Origin of the sequence: Fibrobacter intestinalis (genome assembly GCF_900167415.1) — a bacterium.
Classification (GTDB): domain Bacteria; phylum Fibrobacterota; class Fibrobacteria; order Fibrobacterales; family Fibrobacteraceae; genus Hallerella; species Hallerella intestinalis.
In genome coordinates, this window is sequence record NZ_FUWU01000041.1 from 1 (window position 1) to 20,510 (window position 20,510).

Sequence of the window (20,510 nt, forward strand, 5' to 3'; positions counted from 1 at the left end):
GAATAAATCGGTGCTCTTTAGAGCGGGAAAAGGGACTCGGACCCTCGACCCCGACCTTGGCAAGGTCGTGCTCTACCAACTGAGCTATTCCCGCGTGGACTTCGCAATTATAGAATTAAAATGGAATTTCGTCAAATGAAATGGGAAAAAATCAAAAAAAATAATCCGACGACCATGGATGATTTTGTCCATTTTTGTGCGGTTCGGTATTGTTTTTTTTGCGAAAAACGACAAGTGAAAAAAACGAGGGGGATAAGAGGAATGAGTGCCCACAGAAAACTGCGGGGCATCCAGCCAATGGCGACAGGAATCGGAATGGAAAGCAGCGAAAATAGCAGTAGGAGATCGGCGAAAAGGCTGGCTTTGTTTTCTCCGACGACAAGCGGAAAGGTGATAATTCCTGCGTTAAGATCGCCTTGAGTATCTTCCAGGTCTTTGAAAATTTCCCTGGCGAATGTGAAAAGGAACGCAAAACCGATGGCGGTGTAAATCGGGTAAAAATTCGCTTGGGGAAGGAACAGGCTGCGCATAAGGGGAGTCGTGCATAAAATGGCCACGCAGACATTTTTGATTAAGGGAATGCGCTTGATATTTTTGTCGTAAAAAAATAGCAGAATCAGCAAAGCAAAAAAGAAGAGCAGATGGGAAGTTGGACTTGGAGAAATGAATCCGGCGGCCAGCGTGATGGCAGCGCAGATGCCGGCGAATATCTTTGCTGAACGGACGGAGATTTTTCCGGCGGGCAGCGGGCGTGACGGCCGATTGATTTTATCGATTTCTAGGTCAAAAATGTCGTTCAGGATATTGCCGAAAGCGATGGCGCAAGCAAAGGCGATCGCATTGGCGGCGATGCCGCGCAGGGTGAAAATCCCTTGGGAAAGGAAGATTCCCGCAGCGAGGGTGATTTCCGCGATTAGGATGTTTCCCAAGCGAGCCATTTGAAACAGAGAACGCATAAATCAAAGATAGCTAATCGGGTTTTAAAATAGGCAAATTCAGAATTTATAAAAGCCGTTTGTCCTTCGTCTATTTAAATTAGTTATGATGTGTTTTGATTCGGAAAATGAAGAAGAACGAATTTCCAGGTCTTCGAGACGGGATTCGCGCGCTCGCCGTGTGAACACGATGGAAATGTGGAAGCGGGGAACTTTGGATGATCGCCCGATTAAGGAACGCTGGAGTCGGGAATTTAAAAAACCGAAAGTCAAAAAAATCAAGGATCCTACGGAAAAATTTGATTCCGCCGCTTTGGAAGGACTCGTTCTGGAAGTGCATCGCCGGACTTGCGTTGTGCGTCTTTTGGGCGGGGAAGTTATCAATGCGACTTACCGCGCAGCTGTCGTTCATGAATTGAAGGAGTTTCCCGCCGTGGGCGATTCGGTGATGGTTGCTCGCGCCAAAGATGCCGAAGAAAATGCGCCTTATTCGCTCCTTCGGGTTCTTCCACGGCGCTCGTCGCTTGTTCGCCCGGGGCCCAAAGACAAATCTCGGCGAGAGTTGGTGCTGGCGGCGAATGTCGATCAGGTGGTTGTGGTTTCCAGCGTGGCGGAACCTCCTTTTAATTACGGTTTTGCCGATCGATTTCTGTTGGCGGCGAATCTATGCCAATTACCGCTGGTGATGGTTTTGAACAAGACCGATCTGGTGGAAAATTTGCCGCAGGGCGTTCAGGATTTTATTTCGATTGTAGATAAATTCATTTGTGTCAGTTGCAAATCGGGTGCGGGGATGGATGCGCTTCGTGATGTGTTGAAAAATAAGTGCTCCGTGCTTTCGGGAAAAAGCGGGGTGGGCAAATCCAGCTTGGTCAATGCGCTGGTGCCGGGAGCGGCTTTGAATGTGGGAGAAGTTCGCTCGCTGGATGGCAAGGGGCGTCACACAACGACTTCTTCAAGTCTTTTTGAATTGCCGTTTGGCGGTCGCATTATCGATACGCCGGGGATTCGGGAATTGGGCGTTGCGGAAATGGATGAACATGATTTAGCGCGCTCTTTCCCGGGATTTTTTCACAATGATATTTTCACTTGCAAATACAACGATTGCATGCATTTGAATGAGCCGGGGTGCGACGTACTTGCCCGTGTGCGTTCGGGAGAAATTCCGCAGGCAAGATACGAAAGCTACTTGCGGATTTTGCATTCTGAAAATTAAACTGTTCCCTAAAAAAGAAACTTCCGCTTTTGACTTCTCAAATTCAGAAAGATATTCGAGGCTCTGCGGAGTGTTGAGAAGTAAGCCCTGATCACGTTAAACGAATCGCTCTTCTAAAAGCGCATAGGAAATTGCGGCCTTCTGTATCGCTGTTCGAATTTACGAGCCTATGAAAAAAAGTCTGTAAATGAAGCTCGTCAAAAAGACGGATGAGGCGTTCTATAGTAAATTATTGCAAAGGAGCCTCAAAATAAGAAGAAGTCCGCCCCCTTCCTCAAGTCAAAATGTCCTCTTTCAACTCCTAAAATCGGGGCGGAAAGGGGACTCCAATGTCCAAGAAAACAACCGACACGTCGCTCAGGGACGCATTCCTTGAACGCATAAAGAATCAAGCGAACTGAAGAACCGAGGCGTTCAGGACGTACTCATCATCTGCGCTGATGGACTGACCGGCATCAAGGATGCCATATCCCTCGCCTTCCCAAAAACGGAATACCAGCGTTGCCTTGTGCGCCAGATTCGCAATACGTTCAAGTACGTGGCGGACAAGGACCGTAAAGAGTTTGCTGCCGACCTGAAGGGAATCCACAATGCTCCGAAGGAGTCGCAGGGTGCTGAAATACGAGACCGCGTAGCCGAAAAACGGAAAGCCAAGGAATCCACACGCCATGAAGAGCTGGTACATGAATTGGGATGCGCTCACCTCAAGGTCTTGTACCTGGCCGCTCTTGAAGCTACGAGGAAATGGACCATGCCGATTCGTAACTGGGGCGCAATCTATGGCGAGTTCTGCATCATGTTCGAAGGTCGACTGCCCGAATAAACAACATTCCCTTACAAAGAAAAACTGACGCATTACGCAATGCGCCAGCTTTAAGAGTGCTTGACAAAATGAACGGCTGATTTTATTTTCTTAAAAGCGTTGAACAACGCTTAACTGTTAAACCAATTTGCTGTAGAACAGCCTATTTGCAGAAAAATTTCACAGGCTCATTTACTACCCAGCAGTTTCTTGAAAAATTCCATTTCGAGTTCTAAATTCAAACCGGGAATTGAGTCGACGAGTTCTTTGGCTATCGTCAGGTGTTTTTGTGCAAATTCTTTGGTCTTTGGGGAAGTTTCGTCTTGAATTTGATGCGAAGCGGCTTTCAAAAACTTTTCGACACGGCGGAGCTTTTCGGCAAAGTCTTTTGCGATATGCGATTCGGTTATGCGCTCGAAAATATAATCTTCTGCAACTTCCGAAAGGTGGATCATGTCCTGCGCGTAAAAGCGGTAATCCCGAAGTTCGTCCATGACGATTTCATAAGCGGGAAAGTATTCGGCAAAATCGGAATGGTTGCGTACAAATTCATGGACGGCAAGCAAAAGCGTCGCTTTGGAAACGGAATTTTCTGGAGCGCCGTCCTTGAAATGACGCAAAGGAGAAACCGTACAGACGATTTGAATTTTCGGATTTTGGGAGCGAAGAATTGCCGCAATGTTTTTCAGCGAGAGAATTGCCTGTTCCACGGAAATCCGTTTTCGTACAAATGTTTCTGCTGAAGCCTTGTGGCAATTGGAAACGACGGTATTTGCCGGGTAATTCTTGTCAGTATCTTTTAAAAAATAAACGAATGCGGAGCCTAAGGTGATGAAAGCGATATCGATTTTGGGAAGATGTTTTCTGAAAGTGTCGAGAGCCGCATTTAAATTTTCCAGGCATTCTTTTTTGTTTTTTCGAGAAAAGGATGAATGTGCGTCCCAGCAATGCCAAAGTTCGCCATCAAAGAAAACGTCCTCTTCCGTGTAAATTTTTCCACTGGCGGCATTTTCCATCAATCGCTCGATGGAAAGCGGGTTGTAGAGAACGCCGAAGGGGTTCGCCATCGAGGGAAATTTTCTTTCGGCAAATCGCTTTGAAATGTTTTCGGCAAAGCAGGAGCCAACGAAAAGTAAATTTTTTGTCCAATCCAGATGGATTGGCGATGGAGGTATTTCAATGGTTGTGTACAAATTCATTGTGGATGTCCTGCATGACAAGTCCCGCCATCATGAATCCAAACAGGGCTGTGGCATGGGCGATGGACCCGTTGTAAGCGACTTTGTGAAATGCCGCCGGGGAGCTGTCGCCGGCCAAAACTTCTCCTTTGTTGGGCAATACTTCATCGCTAAAAACGCAGACGATTTTCTTTTTCGGGCGAATCTGTATTTTTTTGAATTTTTCGCGGAGGGCACGGGCAAGCGGGCAGCCTTTGACTTTCCAAAATTCGGCGGTCTGGATTTTGATCGGGTCGAGTTTGAGCGCGGCTCCCATAGAGGAAAAAACGCGGGCTTGGGTCTCGGCGGCTTGCAATAAAAGGTGCGCTTTATTTTCCAGGGAATCGATAGCGTCAATAATATAGTCGTAGCTTTCGAGTTGAAAAGAATCGCAGTTGGACTTTTGATAGATTTCTTGGAGGGCGTGAATGCGGGCGTGCGGGTTGATTTCCAAAAGGCGTTCTTGAAGAACTTCAACTTTGGGCCTTCCGATTGTTTTGGTGGTTGCTAGCAACTGGCGGTTGATATTGGTGACATTTACAGTGTCGGGATCCACAATGGTCAAGTGTTCGATGCCGGAGCGCACGAGGCTTTCTGCGCACCAACTGCCGACACCGCCGACACCGAAAAGGATGACGCGCTTTTGAAATATATGGAGCATCAATTCTTCGCCAAAAAGGCGGAACTCTCTGTTGAAAATGGAAGTGTGAGAAAATGTCGGATCTATCATCGTGTCGTTCAGGTGAAATTTTCTAATAAATATAATTTGGTGGAAATTTTTGTTCCTGATGAAAAGCCCCGAAAGCTGTAGCTCTCGGGGCGCAAATAAAAAGGCTTCGGCTTATCCTCGATCGTCGATCGGGAGCCAGGGACGGGATTCGCTGCCCGTGTAAATCTGGCGCGGACGATTGATTTTCGACTGGGGATCATCGTGCATTTCTTTCCAGTGCGCTATCCAGCCGGGAAGTCTGCCGATGGCGAACATCACAGTGAGCATATTGGTCGGAATACCCATGGCGTGGTAAAGAATGCCGGAATAGAAATCCACGTTCGGGTATAGCTTGCGTTCAATGAAGTAGTCGTCCTTGAGGGCGGCGTCTTCCAGTTCGGAAGCGATGTCGAGAAGCGGGTCGCCAATGTGTTCGCGGTCGAAAATCGTGTGGACAAGACCTTTGAGGACTTTTGCTCTCGGGTCGTAGTTTTTGTAAACGCGATGCCCGAATCCATAAAGTTTAAACGGATCCTGCTTGTCTTTCGCTTTTTCGATGACCTGCTTGACGGTAAGTCCGCTCTGGTGGATTTTCATCAGGGTTTCGAGTGCCGCCTGGTTCGCGCCGCCGTGGAGAGGTCCCCACAAGGCGCAGATTCCCGCGCAGATGCTCGCATAAAGACTAGCCTGTGAACTGCCGACCATACGCACGGTTGAAGTGGAGCAGTTCTGTTCATGGTCGGCGTGGACAATCAGAAGGACGTTCAGCGCATGGACGAAGAGCGGATCCACATTGTAGGGTTTCGCCTTGCTCGAGAACATCATGTTGAGGAAGTTCGAGCAGTAGCTCTTTTCCGCGTCGGGGTAAACGAACGGTTCGCCGATGCTTGCCTTGTAAGAGAACGCGGCGATGGTGCGCACCTTTGAAATGAGGCTCGCGACTGTCAGATTGAAAGCGTCCTGTTTGCTTTCGTCATCGTAAAAACGCGGGGTGAAAAGCCCGAGGGCATTTACGACCGCACCGAGGATTCCCATCGGGTGCGCGGACGGAGGCATTTCGCGGAAAAAATTCAGCAGGTTTTCGTGGATCAGCGCATTTTCGGTCAGAAGCCTGCGGAAAGTGCCAAGCTGTTCCCGGGTCGGCAGTTCTCCGTAAATCAGGAGCCATGCGGTTTCCGGGAAAGTCGTGTAGGCCGCCAAGTCTTCGATATTGTATCCGCGGTAACGAAGAATTCCCTTTTCCCCATCGACAAAGGTTATCTGGCTTTTGGTGCTGCCCGTGTTGGTATAACCGTAGTCCAGCGTGACAAGTCCAGATTCCTTGCGGAGCTTGGAAATATCGACAGCCTTTTCATTTTCCGTTCCGGTTATAACAGGAAGATTGTAGGAATTTCCTCCGTAATTCAGGGTTGCGAAATCGGCCATTGAGTCTCCTATGGGTTGTGGGAAGTGAGGTCGGTGATTGCCCGATAGACATTTTCAAAAAGTTGGGGCAACAGGTCGGTGGGCACCGCCGAGAAGGCGAGTCGCAAAAGTCCTTTCAGCATGATGGTGCCGGTGCTGTAATTTTGAAGCAGATGGACGCGGACGGATTCGGCATCGACGCCCTTGGGTTTCACGCACATGAAGTAGCCGCTGTTGAAAGGCATCGGATCAAATGCGTTCTTGTATTCCGGGTGTTCTTGCAACGTCTTTTGGATAACGTCGTAGCGTTTTTTGAGAACGGCATATTTCTGTTCTTTTTCCTGGATGTATTCCGGGCTTTTATAGGCTTCCAGAAGGATTTTTTGGGAAATGCTCGGAGCGTTGGAAATGTTCCCGCGGATAGCACCGGCGGCTTTGCTTTCGAGTGCTTTCAGCTGTTCGGCGGTGGCTCCTTGGAAGCCAAAGGTGATGAAGCCGACGCGGAAACCCCAGACGTAATCTTCCTTGGTGGGACCGTCGAGTTTGACGGCGAGAATGTCCTTGTGGGCATCCACCAGTTTGGCGAAGAGGGATTCCCGGGTGACTCCTTCGGCGTAAACCAGTCCGAAGTAGGCGTCGTCCAGGAGGGCGACAATCTTGTTGCCTTTTTCGGCGGCGCGGACAAGGACTTCGGTGATTTTCTTTGCTTCTTCTTCGGTGGCGGTGTAGCCGGTCGGGTTGTTCGGAAAGTTCAAAAGGAGAACTTTCTTGCCGATGCCGTCTTTGGCGAGAGCCGCTTCCAAAGCGTCAATGTCGAATCCGCCGTTTTTGAAGGTGTTGAATGTATCGATTTGCGCACCATAGCTGTTTTCAAAAGCGAGTTCGTAATTGTCCCAATAAAGGTCGGGAATGATGACTTTGTCTCCGGGATCCAGAAAGAGATAGCCGGAAATGGAAATCGCGTGGGTCAGCGCGGCAGAAACGACAGGGCGGGAGAAGGTTTTAGTGGCCAGAGTCGGATTCTTGCGGATGATCTGTTCTTTCCAGGCGTCGCGGAGTTCCGGGTTGCCATAGCTGGGCGCATAAAGAAAAGCGTTCTTGGGAAGGTTCAGCGATTTCTGGACGCAGGGAAGAACCAGCGGAGATCCGTCGTCTTCCAAGGCAGTCCCGATGGTCGCGTTGATTTTTTTTCCTTTGGCTTCGCCTCCTTGTCCTAAGATGCCCTTGCTGGGAAAGAAGATGTTTTTTCCCTTTTGTGAAAGCATTTGAAGGATGGATGCTCCGTTCGCAGCGAGATCGGCGTTGAGAGCTTCGGCGAGAGGATTGAGAGTCATATAGGTTTGTCCTTATGTTTTTTCCAAGACGCAAAGATAAAAAATGAAAGGGAATTTGCGGAAGTTTTGCCTTTTGCTGTGGTGCAGAAAGAAAGGAAATCTCTAGAGACTTTTTGTTTGCGCCAAGAATTTTCGCCGAAACTGCTGGAAGAGATTTGGGTTGGCGCGCTTTTGTGAAATGGCTGTGCGACCGCTTTGTTGAAAAATGCAGAAGCCGCTTTTATTCCAAAAAGATTTTCCGCAGTTGATCCGCCGCCCGCTCCAAGTCGTCGTTGATAATCGTGTGTTCGTATTTGCCGTGCTTTTCGGCAAACTCGATTTCCTTTTTGGCGTTGTGTAGGCGCAATTCGATAACTTCTTCGGAGTCGGTCGCCCGGTGACGCAGACGTTCTTCCAGCACTTGCAGCGATGGAGGAAGAATGAGAATGCCGACGGCGTCCGGATAAACCTTGTCAAAATTGACTTTGCCGAAAACGTCCAGATCGAAGAGGACGCGTTTTCCGTCGGCGAGCATTTTTTCGACAAAACTTTTGGGCGTGCCGTAAAAGTTGCCATGGACTTCGTTCCATTCGACAAGCTCGTCGTTCGCTATCATCTTCTGGAATTCGTCGCGAGTCTTGAAAAAATAATGCACACCATCGATTTCGCCTTCGCGGGCGGGGCGTGTCGTCGCCGAAATGGAATAGACCATGTCGGGAAATTCGTGAATGACCAAATCTTTGAGGGTCGTTTTTCCAGCACCCGACGGGGCGCTCATCACAAAAAGGTCGTGTTTCATTTTTTGTCCTCAATATAAAGCGGGCGTTGTTTCACTTCTTCGTAAATGCGGCCGATGTATTCGCCGAGAATCCCGATGGACATCAGTTGGATGCCGCCGAAAAAAACGATGGCGGTCATGAGAGACGCCCAGCCCGGAACGGTCACAGCCGGATTCAGGAATTTTTCGAGAATCGCCCAGATGCCAATTCCCAAGGAAACGAGCATAACGCTTAAGCCCATGAGAAAACTGATTTTGAGCGGAGTCGTGCTAAATCCCGTAATGCCGTCCATTGCAAGCCGAAGCATTTTGCGGAGCGGATACTTGGAGGTTCCCGCAGAACGGGATTGCCTGTCGTATGGGATGCCGATGCGTTTGAAACCGACCCAGCAGACGAGCCCGCGTAAAAAGCGGTTCCTTTCCGGAAGGGCGTTCAGCTGTTCTACCACAACGCGGTCCATCAGACGGAAATCGCCGGTGTCCATGGGAATGTCGATGCTCGTGAGCGAATGCAGCAGTTTGTAAAAGCAATGCGCGCTCGCTTTTTTGAAAAAGGATTCGCCCTTCCGTTTGCGGCGTTGGGCGTAAACGACCTGATAGCCTTCGCGCCATTTTTGAAGCATCTCGTGGATGAGCGCGGGCGGGTCTTGCAAGTCGCCGTCGATGATGACCACCGCTTGCCCCTGAGCGTGCTTGAGTCCTGCGCTAAAAGCCGCTTGGTGCCCGAAATTGCGGCTGAAATTGATAAGCTTGTTGTTCGGCGTTTGGGAAACGAGGCCTTCCAAAATTTCTCGTGTGCGGTCCGAGGAACCATCGTTCACAAAAATCAGTTCGTGTTCGACTTGGGCAAGTTCTTCGGTCAGCACGGAAAAGGTTTTGGCGACGATTTCTTCTTCGTTATACAGGGGAACGATGACTGATAAAAGCATTTAGTTTTTCTCCGCTTCCGCTTGAACTTCTTTGGGGAAAAGGGTGGGAAGAACGATATCTACATGGTCGCAGTTTTTGCTTGTAAGGCTGTCGGTGACAATGGAAAGCCGCTGAACGCCTTGAACGGAAATGTCGAGCGAATCCGCTTTGCTCAAGGTGACTGTTCCGCTTTGGTAGAGGAGCTTTCCGTCGCCGAGAACTTTATATTGAACTCCGTCGCTGCACAGGCTTTCTTCATCCAATCCGATAATGGCTGTCAGGCGGTTGAATTTTCCCAGAAGTTCAAAATGGGTTTCGCTCGGCGCATGCGTTCCAAAACCGTCGGGGTATTTTTGGGATTGAACGGTAAGCGGATTTCCTTCGATAGAGGCGTTCGTGCGCAAATCGCCCCAGCCCTGCTTGTGGAAAGAAGGAGTCATCAGGGACAGTTGCAGAGCTCCTTCAAAACGGAAGAATCGGATGGAAGGAATTTCCGCAATCTGCTCGTTGGAAACGGAGTCGATGATTCTGGCGGTCAAGAAATTGTATCCCGGATTCAGGATGGGACCTGTCAGGGTGTCGGCAAAACTGCCCGCTTGGTAGGGCTTTTCAAACAGTTCCTTGCCGTTTAGGGAAAATCGGATTTTCCAGGGTTCCCGAGTGCTTGCGTGGGCAACGGAATTGAATATGAATGTTCGGGTTTCGGGATAGCCGCGCCAAATGCCGAAGGAAAAAAGTTTTTCGGGATCGTATTTTCTTTGGGCGACGATTTTGGCGATGCGGAGCCAGTAATTGTGAGTGATAAGAATTTGTGCGACATCTTCGAGTTTAACTTCCCGTTCGAGAATATCGCAAGTCGTGGGAATGCGGTGTTCCACGGCTTTGGCGTGGTACGTTTTGGAATCCCAGCAGTCCAACCCGCGAATATAATAGACTTCTCCCCGGTATTTTTCAATGAGCTTTTCCAAAGAATCCGCTGAAATTTTCCGGAGCCGGTCGTAATGGATAGAGGAAACGGAATAGCCGGTGAAGTGCCAGGGTCTGCCATAGACAAAAAGGCGAGGTTTATCTGGCTGCTTGTCCAGCCACTTCCAAATTTCATGTTCTTCGGTTGTCAGGTGGTTCCGGTTATACATGATGTTCTTGTTGAAACTTTCCTTGTAACCGAAGGTGTGCCCCCCGAAGAGAAGAGCCAAAAGAACGGCGGCAACCAGATTGGCGGTCGCGTTGGCGTTCAAAGAAAATTTTCCGAGAAGGAAATAGGCGATAGAAAGCGCATTGCGAATGGCAAACGCTGCAAGGTATGCCATGGTCGGCATCATGACGAGGGCGTAACGCTGGTTGATTTCAATCGTGAAATCCCCAGAAACGTTTTCGAGAATGATGTATGTCTGGATGTGATAGAGCAGCAGGAAACCGGCGATTTTGGAGTATTTTCCGAACTGCCTGTTGTAGATTTCTTTGGAAACCCGGATGAGAAGAAATGCGAATCCGGCAAGGAAAAGATAGTTGAAGCTTGAAAGGAAGGGATTTGCGAGAAGCCCGTCGCCGGAAAGAGGGCGAGTCATCACTTCCCAGTTGTTTTTCAGGTTTTCCAGAAAGTGCCCGTGGGCGGAATAGGCGCCTCCTTGAAAGCCGTAGCCTTGGAAATAGCTGATGGTGATGAGAATGGGAATGGAGAAAAGGGAAAGGGTGACGAAGAACGCCGGGGCTTTGCCGTCTTTTTTATCCAGAATTTTGGGAAAGGCGACGACGAGGAATGCGAGAAAGCAAAAGACGGTTTCTTGGCGAGTCTGGGCGAAAAAGCCGAGGACGAGGGCGCAGAGAATCCAGTGGCGGATGGTGTTTTTATCGAAAGCCCAGCGAAGAATCCACAGGGAGAGAGCCGAAAGGAAAATGTAGAGCGGCTCGACGGACATCGACCGGAATTGAAAAAGAACGGTCGGCTGCGCAAATAGAATGATGCTGGCTAGAGCTGCGGTCAGATCGTCGGCTGTCCACGCTCGAATGGCAAAGAAGAGAAGTAAAGCGGAAAAGAAAAGCAGGGCAAGCTCCATATTGAAAATCCAGTGCAAATCGGTTCCGAAAATCGGCATTCCGAGAAAATACAGGAAAGAAAGCCCTTTCGTTTTGAAACTGTCCGAATTTTGGTAGCAGTCCAGTTTTCCGTCGTGAAATTCTCCCTGGTCGCAGGTGCCCGTCGTCTGGTTGAAATACATATTCTGTGCGACTGCCATAAAAATGCTTTCATCGCTTTGTACGCGGTGCCGCGCTTCGATTTGCGTCCCGGCAAAAAGGGTTGCTCCCAAGGCGAAGAGGATGGTCAGGACAATGAAAGGCTTGGGTGGCAGGTGCTCTTTGACATAGGAACGGAAATCCCGGAAGAGGCTAGCAAAAAGAACGAGAATCGCCACGAATTGCACAAGGAACAGCGGCAGCGGAAGTCTTAAATCCAGAATGCGGATGATTTCTTTCTCGCCAACATTCGGGGCAAGATAAATCAGAAACGGAATCAGGGCGGCGATAACAACGCCCGCGATTCCTGCTGGATGTACGAGATTTTTGAGTCGAGCTAGTATGTTTTTCATTGGAAGTGAATATAGTTTTTTTGATACGTTCTTGTAGAAAGGGAAAAGGTGAAGTGCTTAATCGGGCGAACCGTTTGAACGGTCAAGGATTTTTCTCCGATTTGCAATTTACGGAATATTGCTGTTCGATCTAATTTTCTTTTGCCAACGCAATCGCCGTCCATACTTTAGATGAACGATATTCACAAACGAATCAGACAGTTTTAAGGTTTAAAATAGAGAATAATTTCAGCGACACCTTGAATGGTATTGAAATCCGCTATCTCGCAATTCGGGACGCATCCATCATAGCCGAATCCGATTTGTATTATCTTCCCGGGGGGGGGAATGGCCGACTCGTCTTTTGAATATTCAGAGAAACCTTCGCTTGAGATTTATTTCTCAAATATCGTTCTGATACACTTGGCGGGATTTCAGGATGTGCGGTGGGACTTCACAATAAGGATTGGTCCACTTGGATAAAAGAGGAAGACCCATCCCAACCCGAATTCAATGTATTGCTGAAAATGTATTTGCGGAAATGGAGAATGGTGCCATATTGAATGATATGGTTGATTTTTTAGCGGAGTAGAATTATGTTAATGGCTTGCATCAAAACGGGGATTTTGACCTGTGCAAAAATATATGGATACAAATCAAATTACAGGAATCCGTCTAATATCAACAACACCGTTAAATGGTATTAAAGCGTATACGGATGAAGACATTCTTTGTGAAATTATTGCATAAAACAAAGATGAGCAATTTTATCCTGATTCTTGCAATGAGAAAGAAATTGATTTTGAACATGGAGATTGGTTTGCATTGTCTCGTTGCCGATATTGGAAGAGAAATTGTGCTCCGATGATTGAAATGACGTACCTTTGTTGAATAAGGCGGCGCTATTCCCGCAAATCTTCTGCGGCATAAGGAGTTGCCGTTTCGACGGGAGATTATAGGGCTGTGCTGGTTAGGTATTCCAACAAAAAAATAAATCTAAAGAAAAATATTTCTTTTTTGAAATTAAATATGTATATTTGGTTCGGCAAAATCTTGATGATTTTGGCCAATCTTCTTTGGAACGACAATACGACATGTAGAAATAAAAACGACATCTCTATTTATGGTTGATTAAATCTCGGTTCTTTAGAGCTGGAGTTAATTGACATATTGAATAAGGAGTCGTTATGACCAATACTGCTAAGTTCCGTATCAATGCGGAGGAAATCCGTCTCACCAACAACCGCCGGATGTTGATTGCCGGCATGAATTGGGTAACAGAACGCTTGGAAAACCGGCGTTTTGCCTTGAGTGCCTCGGAAGTTGACCGGTTGAATCGCCCGTTGGAAAATATCCAGAACCGCCTGGCGGAAATAAACGACCGGCTGATGGATATTCAGATCCAGAAGCGCGAAATCACGTTCAGGGTATCCTTCCCCAATATGGAGAAGGATAGCGAACGCAAATCCTGCATCGTGTGGAAAACTTGATTTTATTTCTTTAAGCTCTCCGCAGTCTCTTTGTTAGGCGGCGGGGAGTTTTTTGGGGGGTGGGGAATTCTATACGAAGTCCCCACCCCCCGCAATACCTCAACACTTTTTAGAAGGATTTCAAGGAAAGCAAGCGTGGCGGGGGATAGAGTGAAGGGAAAAGGGGGTCGGCCTTCGCCACTTTGATGCCCCCTTATCCCTTCCACCCGCCGCGGCTCTGCATCCCTGAAACTAGGAATTTCCGATTCCGTAGTTGAAGTATCCCTGAAAGGGGCAATTCGCCTAAAGGAAGCAAGCTTCCAAGGCTCATGGGGCGCTGCATCCTGTCAGCGAAAAGTTTGAAATTTCATTTCGCAATAAGGCGAGTCTATCCGTTAGAGGGTAAAATTTTCCTTTCCGAAGAAAAACATTCCCGTCCAAGAAAATCTTCCCTGATGACAACTGGCACTTTCTGTGGAAGATTGTATATTCATCCCTTTTTTTCCTGATTCCGCTTTTGGTGGAAACCGGAATGTATTCGGTCTTGTGCGGGTTGAAAATCTGTTTTGGGGTGGCAAGAGCTAAAAAGAGCGGCGCGGGCATGTCGTGAACACGAAAAAGGCTGCCCGCAGGCAGCCTTGAAATTTTGGAAGGGAATTCCGACTGGATTAGCCTTCGATTTTCTTGGCGGTAATGTTGATGGTTATTTGTTTCGTATCAACCGACTTCTCGATAATCACAAGATACGTTGAGCCGCCTTTCTGCAATCCATACGTTTGGGTGGCGGCGCTTTCGGATACCGATGCATAGCCCGCATCGCTCAATCCCGACGACAAGGAATTGGTGAAGGTTGTCAACTTTGTCCCTTGGGATGACAAGAAACTTTTTTGCGCCGCCCATACCGCGGTGTCCGCGCTGGATGCCCCCTCGTCTTTCGTGAAGGAGGCGAGTCCCGCCAAAAAGTCCAGGTTCTCGTCGTTGAAAACAGTCGGCGCGGAAGAGCTTGAAGACTCGCTGCTGGAGGATTCCGCCGAAGAGCTGGACTCCGCAGAGCTGCTCGAAGCGACGCTGGAACTGGAAACAGAGGACGAGGACTGCACGCTGCTGCTGACCGCCGGGGTGAGGGTGAGAGGAATTTTTGACAGCCAGTGTTTGTTGATGTCTTCGCAATCGGCTTGGATGAGCGGTTCAACGAAAGAACGATTCTCGAAACCTTCGATGGAAAAACGCACATCGCCGTTGCTGGAAGAAGTGACCTTTCCGCCTTTCTTGAAAAATTCCATGTAAGGATCGGAAGCCTTGAGCCCAGTCAGCGACTGCACTTTGGTGAAATCGTCGTTGTCGATTGCCGTTTGGATTGCCAAAACGGCGTTGTTGAAGGCGGTCAAAGAATCCGAATCGCTGTACCACTTGGTAGAGTTGATGTTAAAATACCACTTTTTCCCGTTGACAAAAGTGAGTTCGGCCCGGGTGAGATTATCGGCAAGGCAGCCGTATACAATGGAATTGCTATATGCACATAGCTGGGAATCCATTAGACCGGACATATAGGCGACGCTCAAGTCGGTTTTCAATCCTTTGTATTCATAAATTCCCCAAGGCGAAAGAGCAAGGCTCGAGTCGCATTTGGCATCGACATGGAAACCGTATTGATAGGCGGTGCATTGCATCCATCCATTTGTGCAAACGTATGCGGAATCCATTACGCGGGATGCCGATACCAAGCATTCCGAATAGCTTACCAGGCGCTTGTCCGCATTTGTATAAGTCGACCATTGGAGCTGCCAAGGCACGTTTAACACAAGGCTGTCCCCGATAGCGTAAAGGGAGATTGTCGTGATGCTGTCGGAGCAGGTTTTCAGCATTTCGATGGGGAGAGAGGAACTGCTGGAAGCCGCTTCCGAACTGCTGGAAGCGATAGCGCTGGAGCTGCTCGAAAGGGAATCCGCCGCCGAGGAACTGGAAAGGGTGTCTGCAGCGCAGCTGTCCGCCGAGGAACTGCTCGGGTTCTTTCCCGACGAAGAGGAAACGTCCGAAGTGTCCGTTGCGGTGGTGTCCGTAGCTATCGTGTCGCCGACGAGAATCCATTCGCCGTCATCGCAAAAGTAGTCCGCGGAATCGCTTTCCACGTAGAGGGTGTCTCCGGCGATTTTCTCGGTGCACTCGGGCAGGTCGTCCTTCGTGCTGAAGATATCCGTTTTGCTGCTGGAGCTGCTGTCGTCTCCGCAGGCGATAATGCCCAGAAGAGCGGCGCCCGCGGCGGCTGTTTTCAAGGTGAAGGTTTTCATGTTCTCTCCTTTGATGTAATTTTGAATCGCGTTAAATATAACAATTTTAAATATAACAATTAGCTGTTTTTTTTCTTACGTTTTAAAAAATCTCCGAAAATTTTGACCGGAATCGCCGGGGGCATCCCGAATGGCCTCCCGTTTTTGCCGGAAAACCGTCGCCATGGCCGTTTTTCTTGGCGGTTTCCCTTTTTATGGTTGAGAAATCGGGGAATGTAATTTAAATTTGGGGCGCAAAATTTTTACAGAGGCTTCCTGTGGACAATTCCATTATTCTCAAAGCAGCAGACAATGTTCGAATCCTTTCCGCCGCCATGGTGGAAAAAGCCAAGTCCGGGCATCCGGGCGGAGCGATGGGCGCCGCGACGGCAATTACTCTTCTTTTTGCGGAATTTCTGAAGTTCGATCCGAAGAATCCGAACTGGGAAGCGCGCGACCGCTTTTTGATGGATCCGGGCCACATGTCGCCGCTGCTTTATGCGGAACTGGTTCTGACCGGCAGGCTCTCTCTGGAAGATTTGAAAAATTTCCGTCAATTCGGCAGCATCACTTCGGGCCATCCGGAACTTTCCGTGGAACACGGCATTGAAAATTCTTCGGGTCCCCTTGGACTCGGGCAGGGAATGGCTGCGGGTGTCGCCATTGCGGAACGCTATAAGGTCGCCCAGTTCGGGGACATCGTTTCGCACAAGACGGTCGCTCTGGTTTCGGACGGCGGCATTCAGGAAGAAATCGCTTATGGAATTGGGCGCATTGCGGGGCATCTGAAACTTTCCAACCTGATATTCTTCTACGACGCGAACGGCGTGCAGCTCTCTTGCAAAACCTCCGACGTGATGGATCAGGATTTCAAGAAACAATACGAATCCTGGGGCTGGCGCGTGCTGGAAGCCGACGGCGAAAATGTGGATGAACTTCGCCAGGCGTTCAAGGCGGCGTTCGCCGAAAAGGAACGCCCGACGATTGTGATAGGCCATACGACCATGGCCAAGGGTGCTGTCGGTGCTTCGGGAGAATCTTTTGAAGGCAAGGTTTCGACTCATGGGCAGCCGCTTTCCGGAGCGGGCGCTTCGACGGAAGAAACGATTCGTCATCTGGGCGGCAATGCGGAAAATCCGTTTGAAATTTTCCCGGAAGTCAAAGCGGCGTTCGACTCTCGTTTGCAGGAACTTGAAAAAATCGCGGCGGACTGGAATGCGAAAAAGGCCGATTGGGACTCCAAGAATCCGGAAAAGGCTGCCACTCTTCGGAGCTGGCTTGCGGGCAAGAGCGTGAAACTCGATCTTAAGGATTTGGCGCAAAAAGACGATGTGGCGACTCGGAATAGTTCTGGCACGGTGCTTTCTTATTTGGCCAAGAATTACCGCAACATTATTTGCAGCTCGGCGGACCTTTCCAATTCGGACCAGACTCAAAAATTCCTGAACGAAACGCGCATCATGACGCCGGGGGATTTCGGCGGGGCTTTTGTGCAGGTCGGTGTCGCGGAGCTTTCTATGGGTGCCATCGCCTGCGGTCTTGCTCTCTCGGGTGGACTCTATCCGATTTGCGCCACGTTCTTTGTGTTTAGCGATTTTATGAAGCCGGTCATCCGCATGGCGGCTCTTCAGGGGCTTCCGGTCAAGTATGTCTTTACGCACGACAGTTTCCGCGTCGGCGAAGACGGCCCGACTCACCAGCCCATTGAACATGAAACGCAGCTTCGGCTTTTGGAAAACCTTGTGAAGGATGACGGGCTACCGCAGATGCTCGTTCTCCGTCCGGCGGACGCTGCCGAAACGACGGTGGCTTGGGAAATGGCTTTTGAAAACGAGAACAGCCCGACCGCTCTGATTTTGACCCGTCAGAAAGTGGGCGCTCTTCCTGTGCCACAGGGAACTTCCCGTTATGCGGAAGCCGCCAAATGTCGGCGGGGCGCTTACATTGTCAGCGACAATACGCCGTCTGGCAAAAATCCGGATTTGACCTTTGTGGCTAATGGTTCCGACGTTCTGCTTTGTCATGATGCTGCGGAAATTTTGCGCGGCGAAGGCAAAAATGTGCGGGTCGTTTCCATGATAAGCCCGAAGTTGTTCCTGATTCAGGATGCAGCCTATCGCGAATCCGTCATCGTGCCATGGACGCCGGTGTATGCGCTTTCGAGCGGGCTTCCCGTTCTTTTCAAGGACGTGGTCGGCGGATTTGGCAAGGTTGCTGGGCTGGAACGCTTTGGGGCTTCGGCTCCGGCTTCCGTTCTCGAAAAGAAGTTCGGCTATGAACCGGAATCGGTGGCGAAAAATGCTCGGAAGTATTTGGCTGAATTTGCGCAGAACATTGCGGCCTTTAAAAAGGTGAACGGCTAATTTTTTGGCCCGTTGATTGTTTTTCTATCCCGGTTTCGTTCTTGCGGACCGGGATTTTTTTTGGAAAGGGCTTTGCTTTTTAGGGAAAAACTTCTTTTCAAAGGGGAACAACTTCTCTTTCCAGTGAAACGGCTTTTTTAAATAGTGAATTTCGGATGGGAAGGAAAAGTTTATTCGGGCATTGTACTGCTTTTGCGGATGGCGAGTTGGTGGTTAGCGGTCAGCGGCTAGCGGCTAGTTCGACAAGCGGCTGCTGTGCTTCGACAACCGGTCCCTGAGCCTTGGTTAGTGAGCCTGCCGAACTAGCCGAAGGGCTGGAACTGTGAAAGAGGGGAGTTTGGAGAAACGGTTGCCTGCCCGTTTTTCGTCTGGGACGGCGAATGTCACGATGCCGCGCCCCGTTTTTTGAATCGGAAGAAACGAAATTTTTTGGAAAAGGCTTTTAGAAACGGAATAGAAAGGACTCTGCTTTTGCAGGAACGTTGTTTTGAGGAATGGGAAGTAGCTGGAAATGATTTTGCGTGAGGCATGTGGAGGGTGGCGCTTGCGCCAGTGCGAAGCACCGACTGGAAGTGAGCCCGGAACACGCCGACCCGCCGAAGGCGGGGCACGCCCAGAAAGATCAGCGCATGACGAGATACGCGGTATAGCCGACGTAGCAGATTAAAAAGAAGATTCCTTCGATGCGGTCGAAGTATTTGGGCCTGAAGGTGCAGGTGACGAGGAATGTGCAGAGGGTCGCAAAAATCATGACGGCGAAATCTTCTACCCGGACGCCTTGGATGGCAATCGGTTTGGCGACCGACGAGACGCCGAGAATAAGGAAGATGTTGAAGATGTTGGATCCGATGACATTGCCGAAGGCGAGTTCCGAATTTTTTTTGAGGGCGGCGACGATGGATGTAATCAGTTCGGGAAGAGATGTTCCGAGGGCGACGACGGTGATGGCGATGACCGCATCGCTGACTCCCCAAGCCCGCGCCAGATTTTCTGCGGCCCCGAGAAAGAGTTTGCCGCCAAAGACAAGTCCGGCAAGGGATGCGATGGCAATCGGAATCAAAAGGAGAACCGGCTTTCCGGTGAGGCGGGAAATGGCTTCGTCTTCCGTGCCGCTTGTTTCCTTTCGGCTTTTGTAAATCGTGAATCCCATGTAGGCGAAAAAGAGGACGAGAAAAACGATGCCGTCGATGCGGGTGAGCGTGTTGGAAAAATTATCGGAGAGCAGGGATTTGTGCCCGAGGAGGGTGACTAGAACGGCGGCGAAAATGCCAAACGGAATGTCCCGGCGGATGATGTTTCCCTGGATGGCAAATGGAAGGATGGTTGCCGATGCGCCGAGAATGAGAAAGATGTTGCAGATGTTGGAACCGATGATGTTTCCTACGGCGACATCGCCGTTGCCGTTCCAGGCCGAGGAGAGCGATACGAACATTTCTGGCGCAGAAGTTCCCATGCCGACAATGGTCAGGCCGATGACGAAGCTGGAAACTTTGGCGCGCTTGGCAATAGCGACGGAGGAATCGACTAGAAATTCCGCTCCCAGAAGCAGCAGGGCTAGTCCGGCAAAAAGAAACAAATAATCCATGGTGAAAAAAATAGATAAAATCCGCATCGTCATATTTGAGGCGTGCGGGCGGGGTTTTGTTAAATTTGTAGATTTGCTCCAATGAATTCTCCTCGTTATGTTTTGATGAAACTCCTCCCGAAGAATCTGGAATCCCGGCTCTTTGGAAATCTTGTGCATCTGAAAATTCCCGTACTTTCAAAATGGGCTCGGAATCTTTTTGCAAAAGCTTACCGTCTGGACATGTCGGAGGCGGCGCTGCCGCTTTCGTCGTATGCAAATATCGGCGAACTGTTTGTTCGGCAGCTGGCACCGGGCAAGCGCCCGCTGGCGAATGCCGAAGTGGTCAGCCCAGTCGATGGCCGGGAATCGCAGACGGGAATCTTGAACGGAAAAAATCCGCAGATGATCCAGGCAAAGGGCAAGACGTATTCCCTTGCCGAGTTGATCCGGGACGAAGATTTGGCGGCGCATTTTGCGAATGGACGCTTTGCGACGATTTATTTGGCTCCGTTCAATTATCACCGGATCCATTCGCCTGTGGCGGGGAAGCTTCTTTCGGCGAGCTATTGTCCGGGAACGCTTTGGCCGGTAAATCCCTGGAGCGTGGAACGCGTCGAAGGGCTTTTTTGCATTAACGAACGCATAACCACCCGGATTGCCGTTGACGGCGGCGGGGAATTGCTTTTGGTAAAAGTCGGTGCGACGAATGTGGGGCGCATTGTGGTGAATTATGCGCCGAACTGGATAACGAATGTGGGAAAATTGCCGAGAAAAGCACCGCGAATCGATTACATTCCCCGCTCGGAATACCGTTTTGAACGGGGCGCGGAATTGGGGCGTTTTGAAATGGGCAGCACGGTGATTCTCGTCGCCGACGAAATTCTTGCCAGCCGGCTTCCCGAACTTTTCCAATCGACGCTTGGCAAAGCCGTTAAAATGGGCGAATCGCTGGTTTAAAAATCTTCGTTTTTTGCACGGACGATTTTTGCACAAA

General features: G+C 49.7%; 14 protein-coding genes, 1 tRNA gene and 1 pseudogene. 5 read left to right on the forward strand and 11 right to left on the reverse strand.

Going from position 1 to position 20,510, the window contains the following annotated elements; translation table 11 throughout:
• Positions 1-21: 21 nt before the first annotated feature.
• Both B5D40_RS10745 and B5D40_RS10750 read right to left on the reverse strand, forming a co-directional pair.
• A tRNA-Gly gene (locus tag B5D40_RS10745) sits at positions 22-94 on the reverse strand.
• 37 nt (positions 95-131) lie between these two features.
• Positions 132-956: a UbiA family prenyltransferase gene (locus tag B5D40_RS10750; RefSeq protein WP_078776899.1), complete on the reverse strand. Its 825-nt coding sequence runs from the start codon at positions 954-956 to the stop codon at positions 132-134.
• 85 nt (positions 957-1,041) lie between these two features.
• On the opposite strand from B5D40_RS10750, the gene rsgA reads away from it, so the two are divergent.
• Both rsgA and B5D40_RS10760 read left to right on the forward strand, forming a co-directional pair.
• Positions 1,042-2,151, forward strand: coding sequence for a ribosome small subunit-dependent GTPase A (gene rsgA / locus B5D40_RS10755; RefSeq protein ID WP_078776900.1), 1,110 nt, complete (start codon positions 1,042-1,044; stop codon positions 2,149-2,151).
• Between the two features lie 391 nt (positions 2,152-2,542).
• Positions 2,543-2,974, forward strand: a pseudogene (locus B5D40_RS10760) (transposase); the annotation flags it as partial.
• A gap of 167 nt (positions 2,975-3,141) precedes the next feature.
• Here B5D40_RS10760 and B5D40_RS10765 read toward each other — a convergent pair.
• The 7 genes from B5D40_RS10765 to B5D40_RS10795 form a co-directional block, all read right to left on the reverse strand.
• The gene (locus tag B5D40_RS10765; protein WP_078776902.1) at positions 3,142-4,152 is read right to left on the reverse strand and encodes a GSCFA domain-containing protein; all 1,011 of its coding nucleotides are present in this window, start codon (positions 4,150-4,152) and stop codon (positions 3,142-3,144) included.
• Complete coding sequence (locus tag B5D40_RS10770) at positions 4,130-4,900, reverse strand: tRNA threonylcarbamoyladenosine dehydratase (protein WP_078776903.1); 771 nt, start codon at positions 4,898-4,900, stop codon at positions 4,130-4,132. The genes B5D40_RS10765 and B5D40_RS10770 overlap by 23 nt, the downstream gene beginning before the upstream one ends.
• Before the next feature lie 111 nt (positions 4,901-5,011).
• A complete protein-coding gene (locus B5D40_RS10775) occupies positions 5,012-6,304 on the reverse strand; it encodes a citrate synthase (RefSeq protein WP_078776904.1) in 1,293 nt (430 codons plus the stop codon).
• Positions 6,305-6,312: 8 nt separating this feature from the next.
• Positions 6,313-7,617, reverse strand: a complete 1,305-nt coding sequence (locus tag B5D40_RS10780) for an aminotransferase class I/II-fold pyridoxal phosphate-dependent enzyme (protein ID WP_078776905.1) — start codon at positions 7,615-7,617, stop codon at positions 6,313-6,315.
• A 220-nt stretch (positions 7,618-7,837) separates the two neighbouring features.
• Positions 7,838-8,395 carry a guanylate kinase gene (gmk, locus tag B5D40_RS10785; RefSeq protein WP_073302503.1) on the reverse strand — a complete coding sequence of 186 codons (558 nt, stop codon included), beginning with the start codon at positions 8,393-8,395 and terminating at the stop codon, positions 7,838-7,840.
• Positions 8,392-9,303 (reverse strand): glycosyltransferase family 2 protein, encoded by a 912-nt coding sequence (locus B5D40_RS10790; RefSeq protein ID WP_078776906.1) that lies wholly within the window; start codon positions 9,301-9,303, stop codon positions 8,392-8,394. Before B5D40_RS10790 ends, gmk begins: the two co-directional genes overlap by 4 nt.
• The gene (locus B5D40_RS10795; RefSeq protein ID WP_078776907.1) at positions 9,304-11,871 is read right to left on the reverse strand and encodes an NPCBM/NEW2 domain-containing protein; all 2,568 of its coding nucleotides are present in this window, start codon (positions 11,869-11,871) and stop codon (positions 9,304-9,306) included.
• 1,166 nt (positions 11,872-13,037) lie between these two features.
• Between B5D40_RS10795 and B5D40_RS10800 the strand changes: the two genes are divergently transcribed.
• Entirely contained in the window at positions 13,038-13,340 is a 303-nt protein-coding gene (locus B5D40_RS10800) for a hypothetical protein (RefSeq protein WP_078776908.1), read from the forward strand.
• A 647-nt stretch (positions 13,341-13,987) separates the two neighbouring features.
• Here B5D40_RS10800 and B5D40_RS10810 read toward each other — a convergent pair.
• Complete coding sequence (locus B5D40_RS10810) at positions 13,988-15,607, reverse strand: hypothetical protein (RefSeq protein ID WP_078776910.1); 1,620 nt, start codon at positions 15,605-15,607, stop codon at positions 13,988-13,990.
• Between the two features lie 257 nt (positions 15,608-15,864).
• On the opposite strand from B5D40_RS10810, the gene B5D40_RS10815 reads away from it, so the two are divergent.
• Complete coding sequence (locus tag B5D40_RS10815) at positions 15,865-17,949, forward strand: transketolase family protein (protein ID WP_078776911.1); 2,085 nt, start codon at positions 15,865-15,867, stop codon at positions 17,947-17,949.
• Positions 17,950-18,571: 622 nt separating this feature from the next.
• On the opposite strand, the gene B5D40_RS10820 is transcribed toward B5D40_RS10815, so the two are convergent.
• Positions 18,572-19,534 carry a calcium/sodium antiporter gene (locus B5D40_RS10820; protein WP_158222071.1) on the reverse strand — a complete coding sequence of 321 codons (963 nt, stop codon included), beginning with the start codon at positions 19,532-19,534 and terminating at the stop codon, positions 18,572-18,574.
• Positions 19,535-19,615: 81 nt separating this feature from the next.
• Here B5D40_RS10820 and asd point away from each other — a divergent pair, with 81 nt between their 5' ends.
• On the forward strand, positions 19,616-20,473 hold the full coding sequence (asd, locus tag B5D40_RS10825; RefSeq protein ID WP_078776913.1) for an archaetidylserine decarboxylase: 858 nt from the start codon (positions 19,616-19,618) through the stop codon (positions 20,471-20,473).
• Positions 20,474-20,510 lie beyond the last annotated feature (37 nt).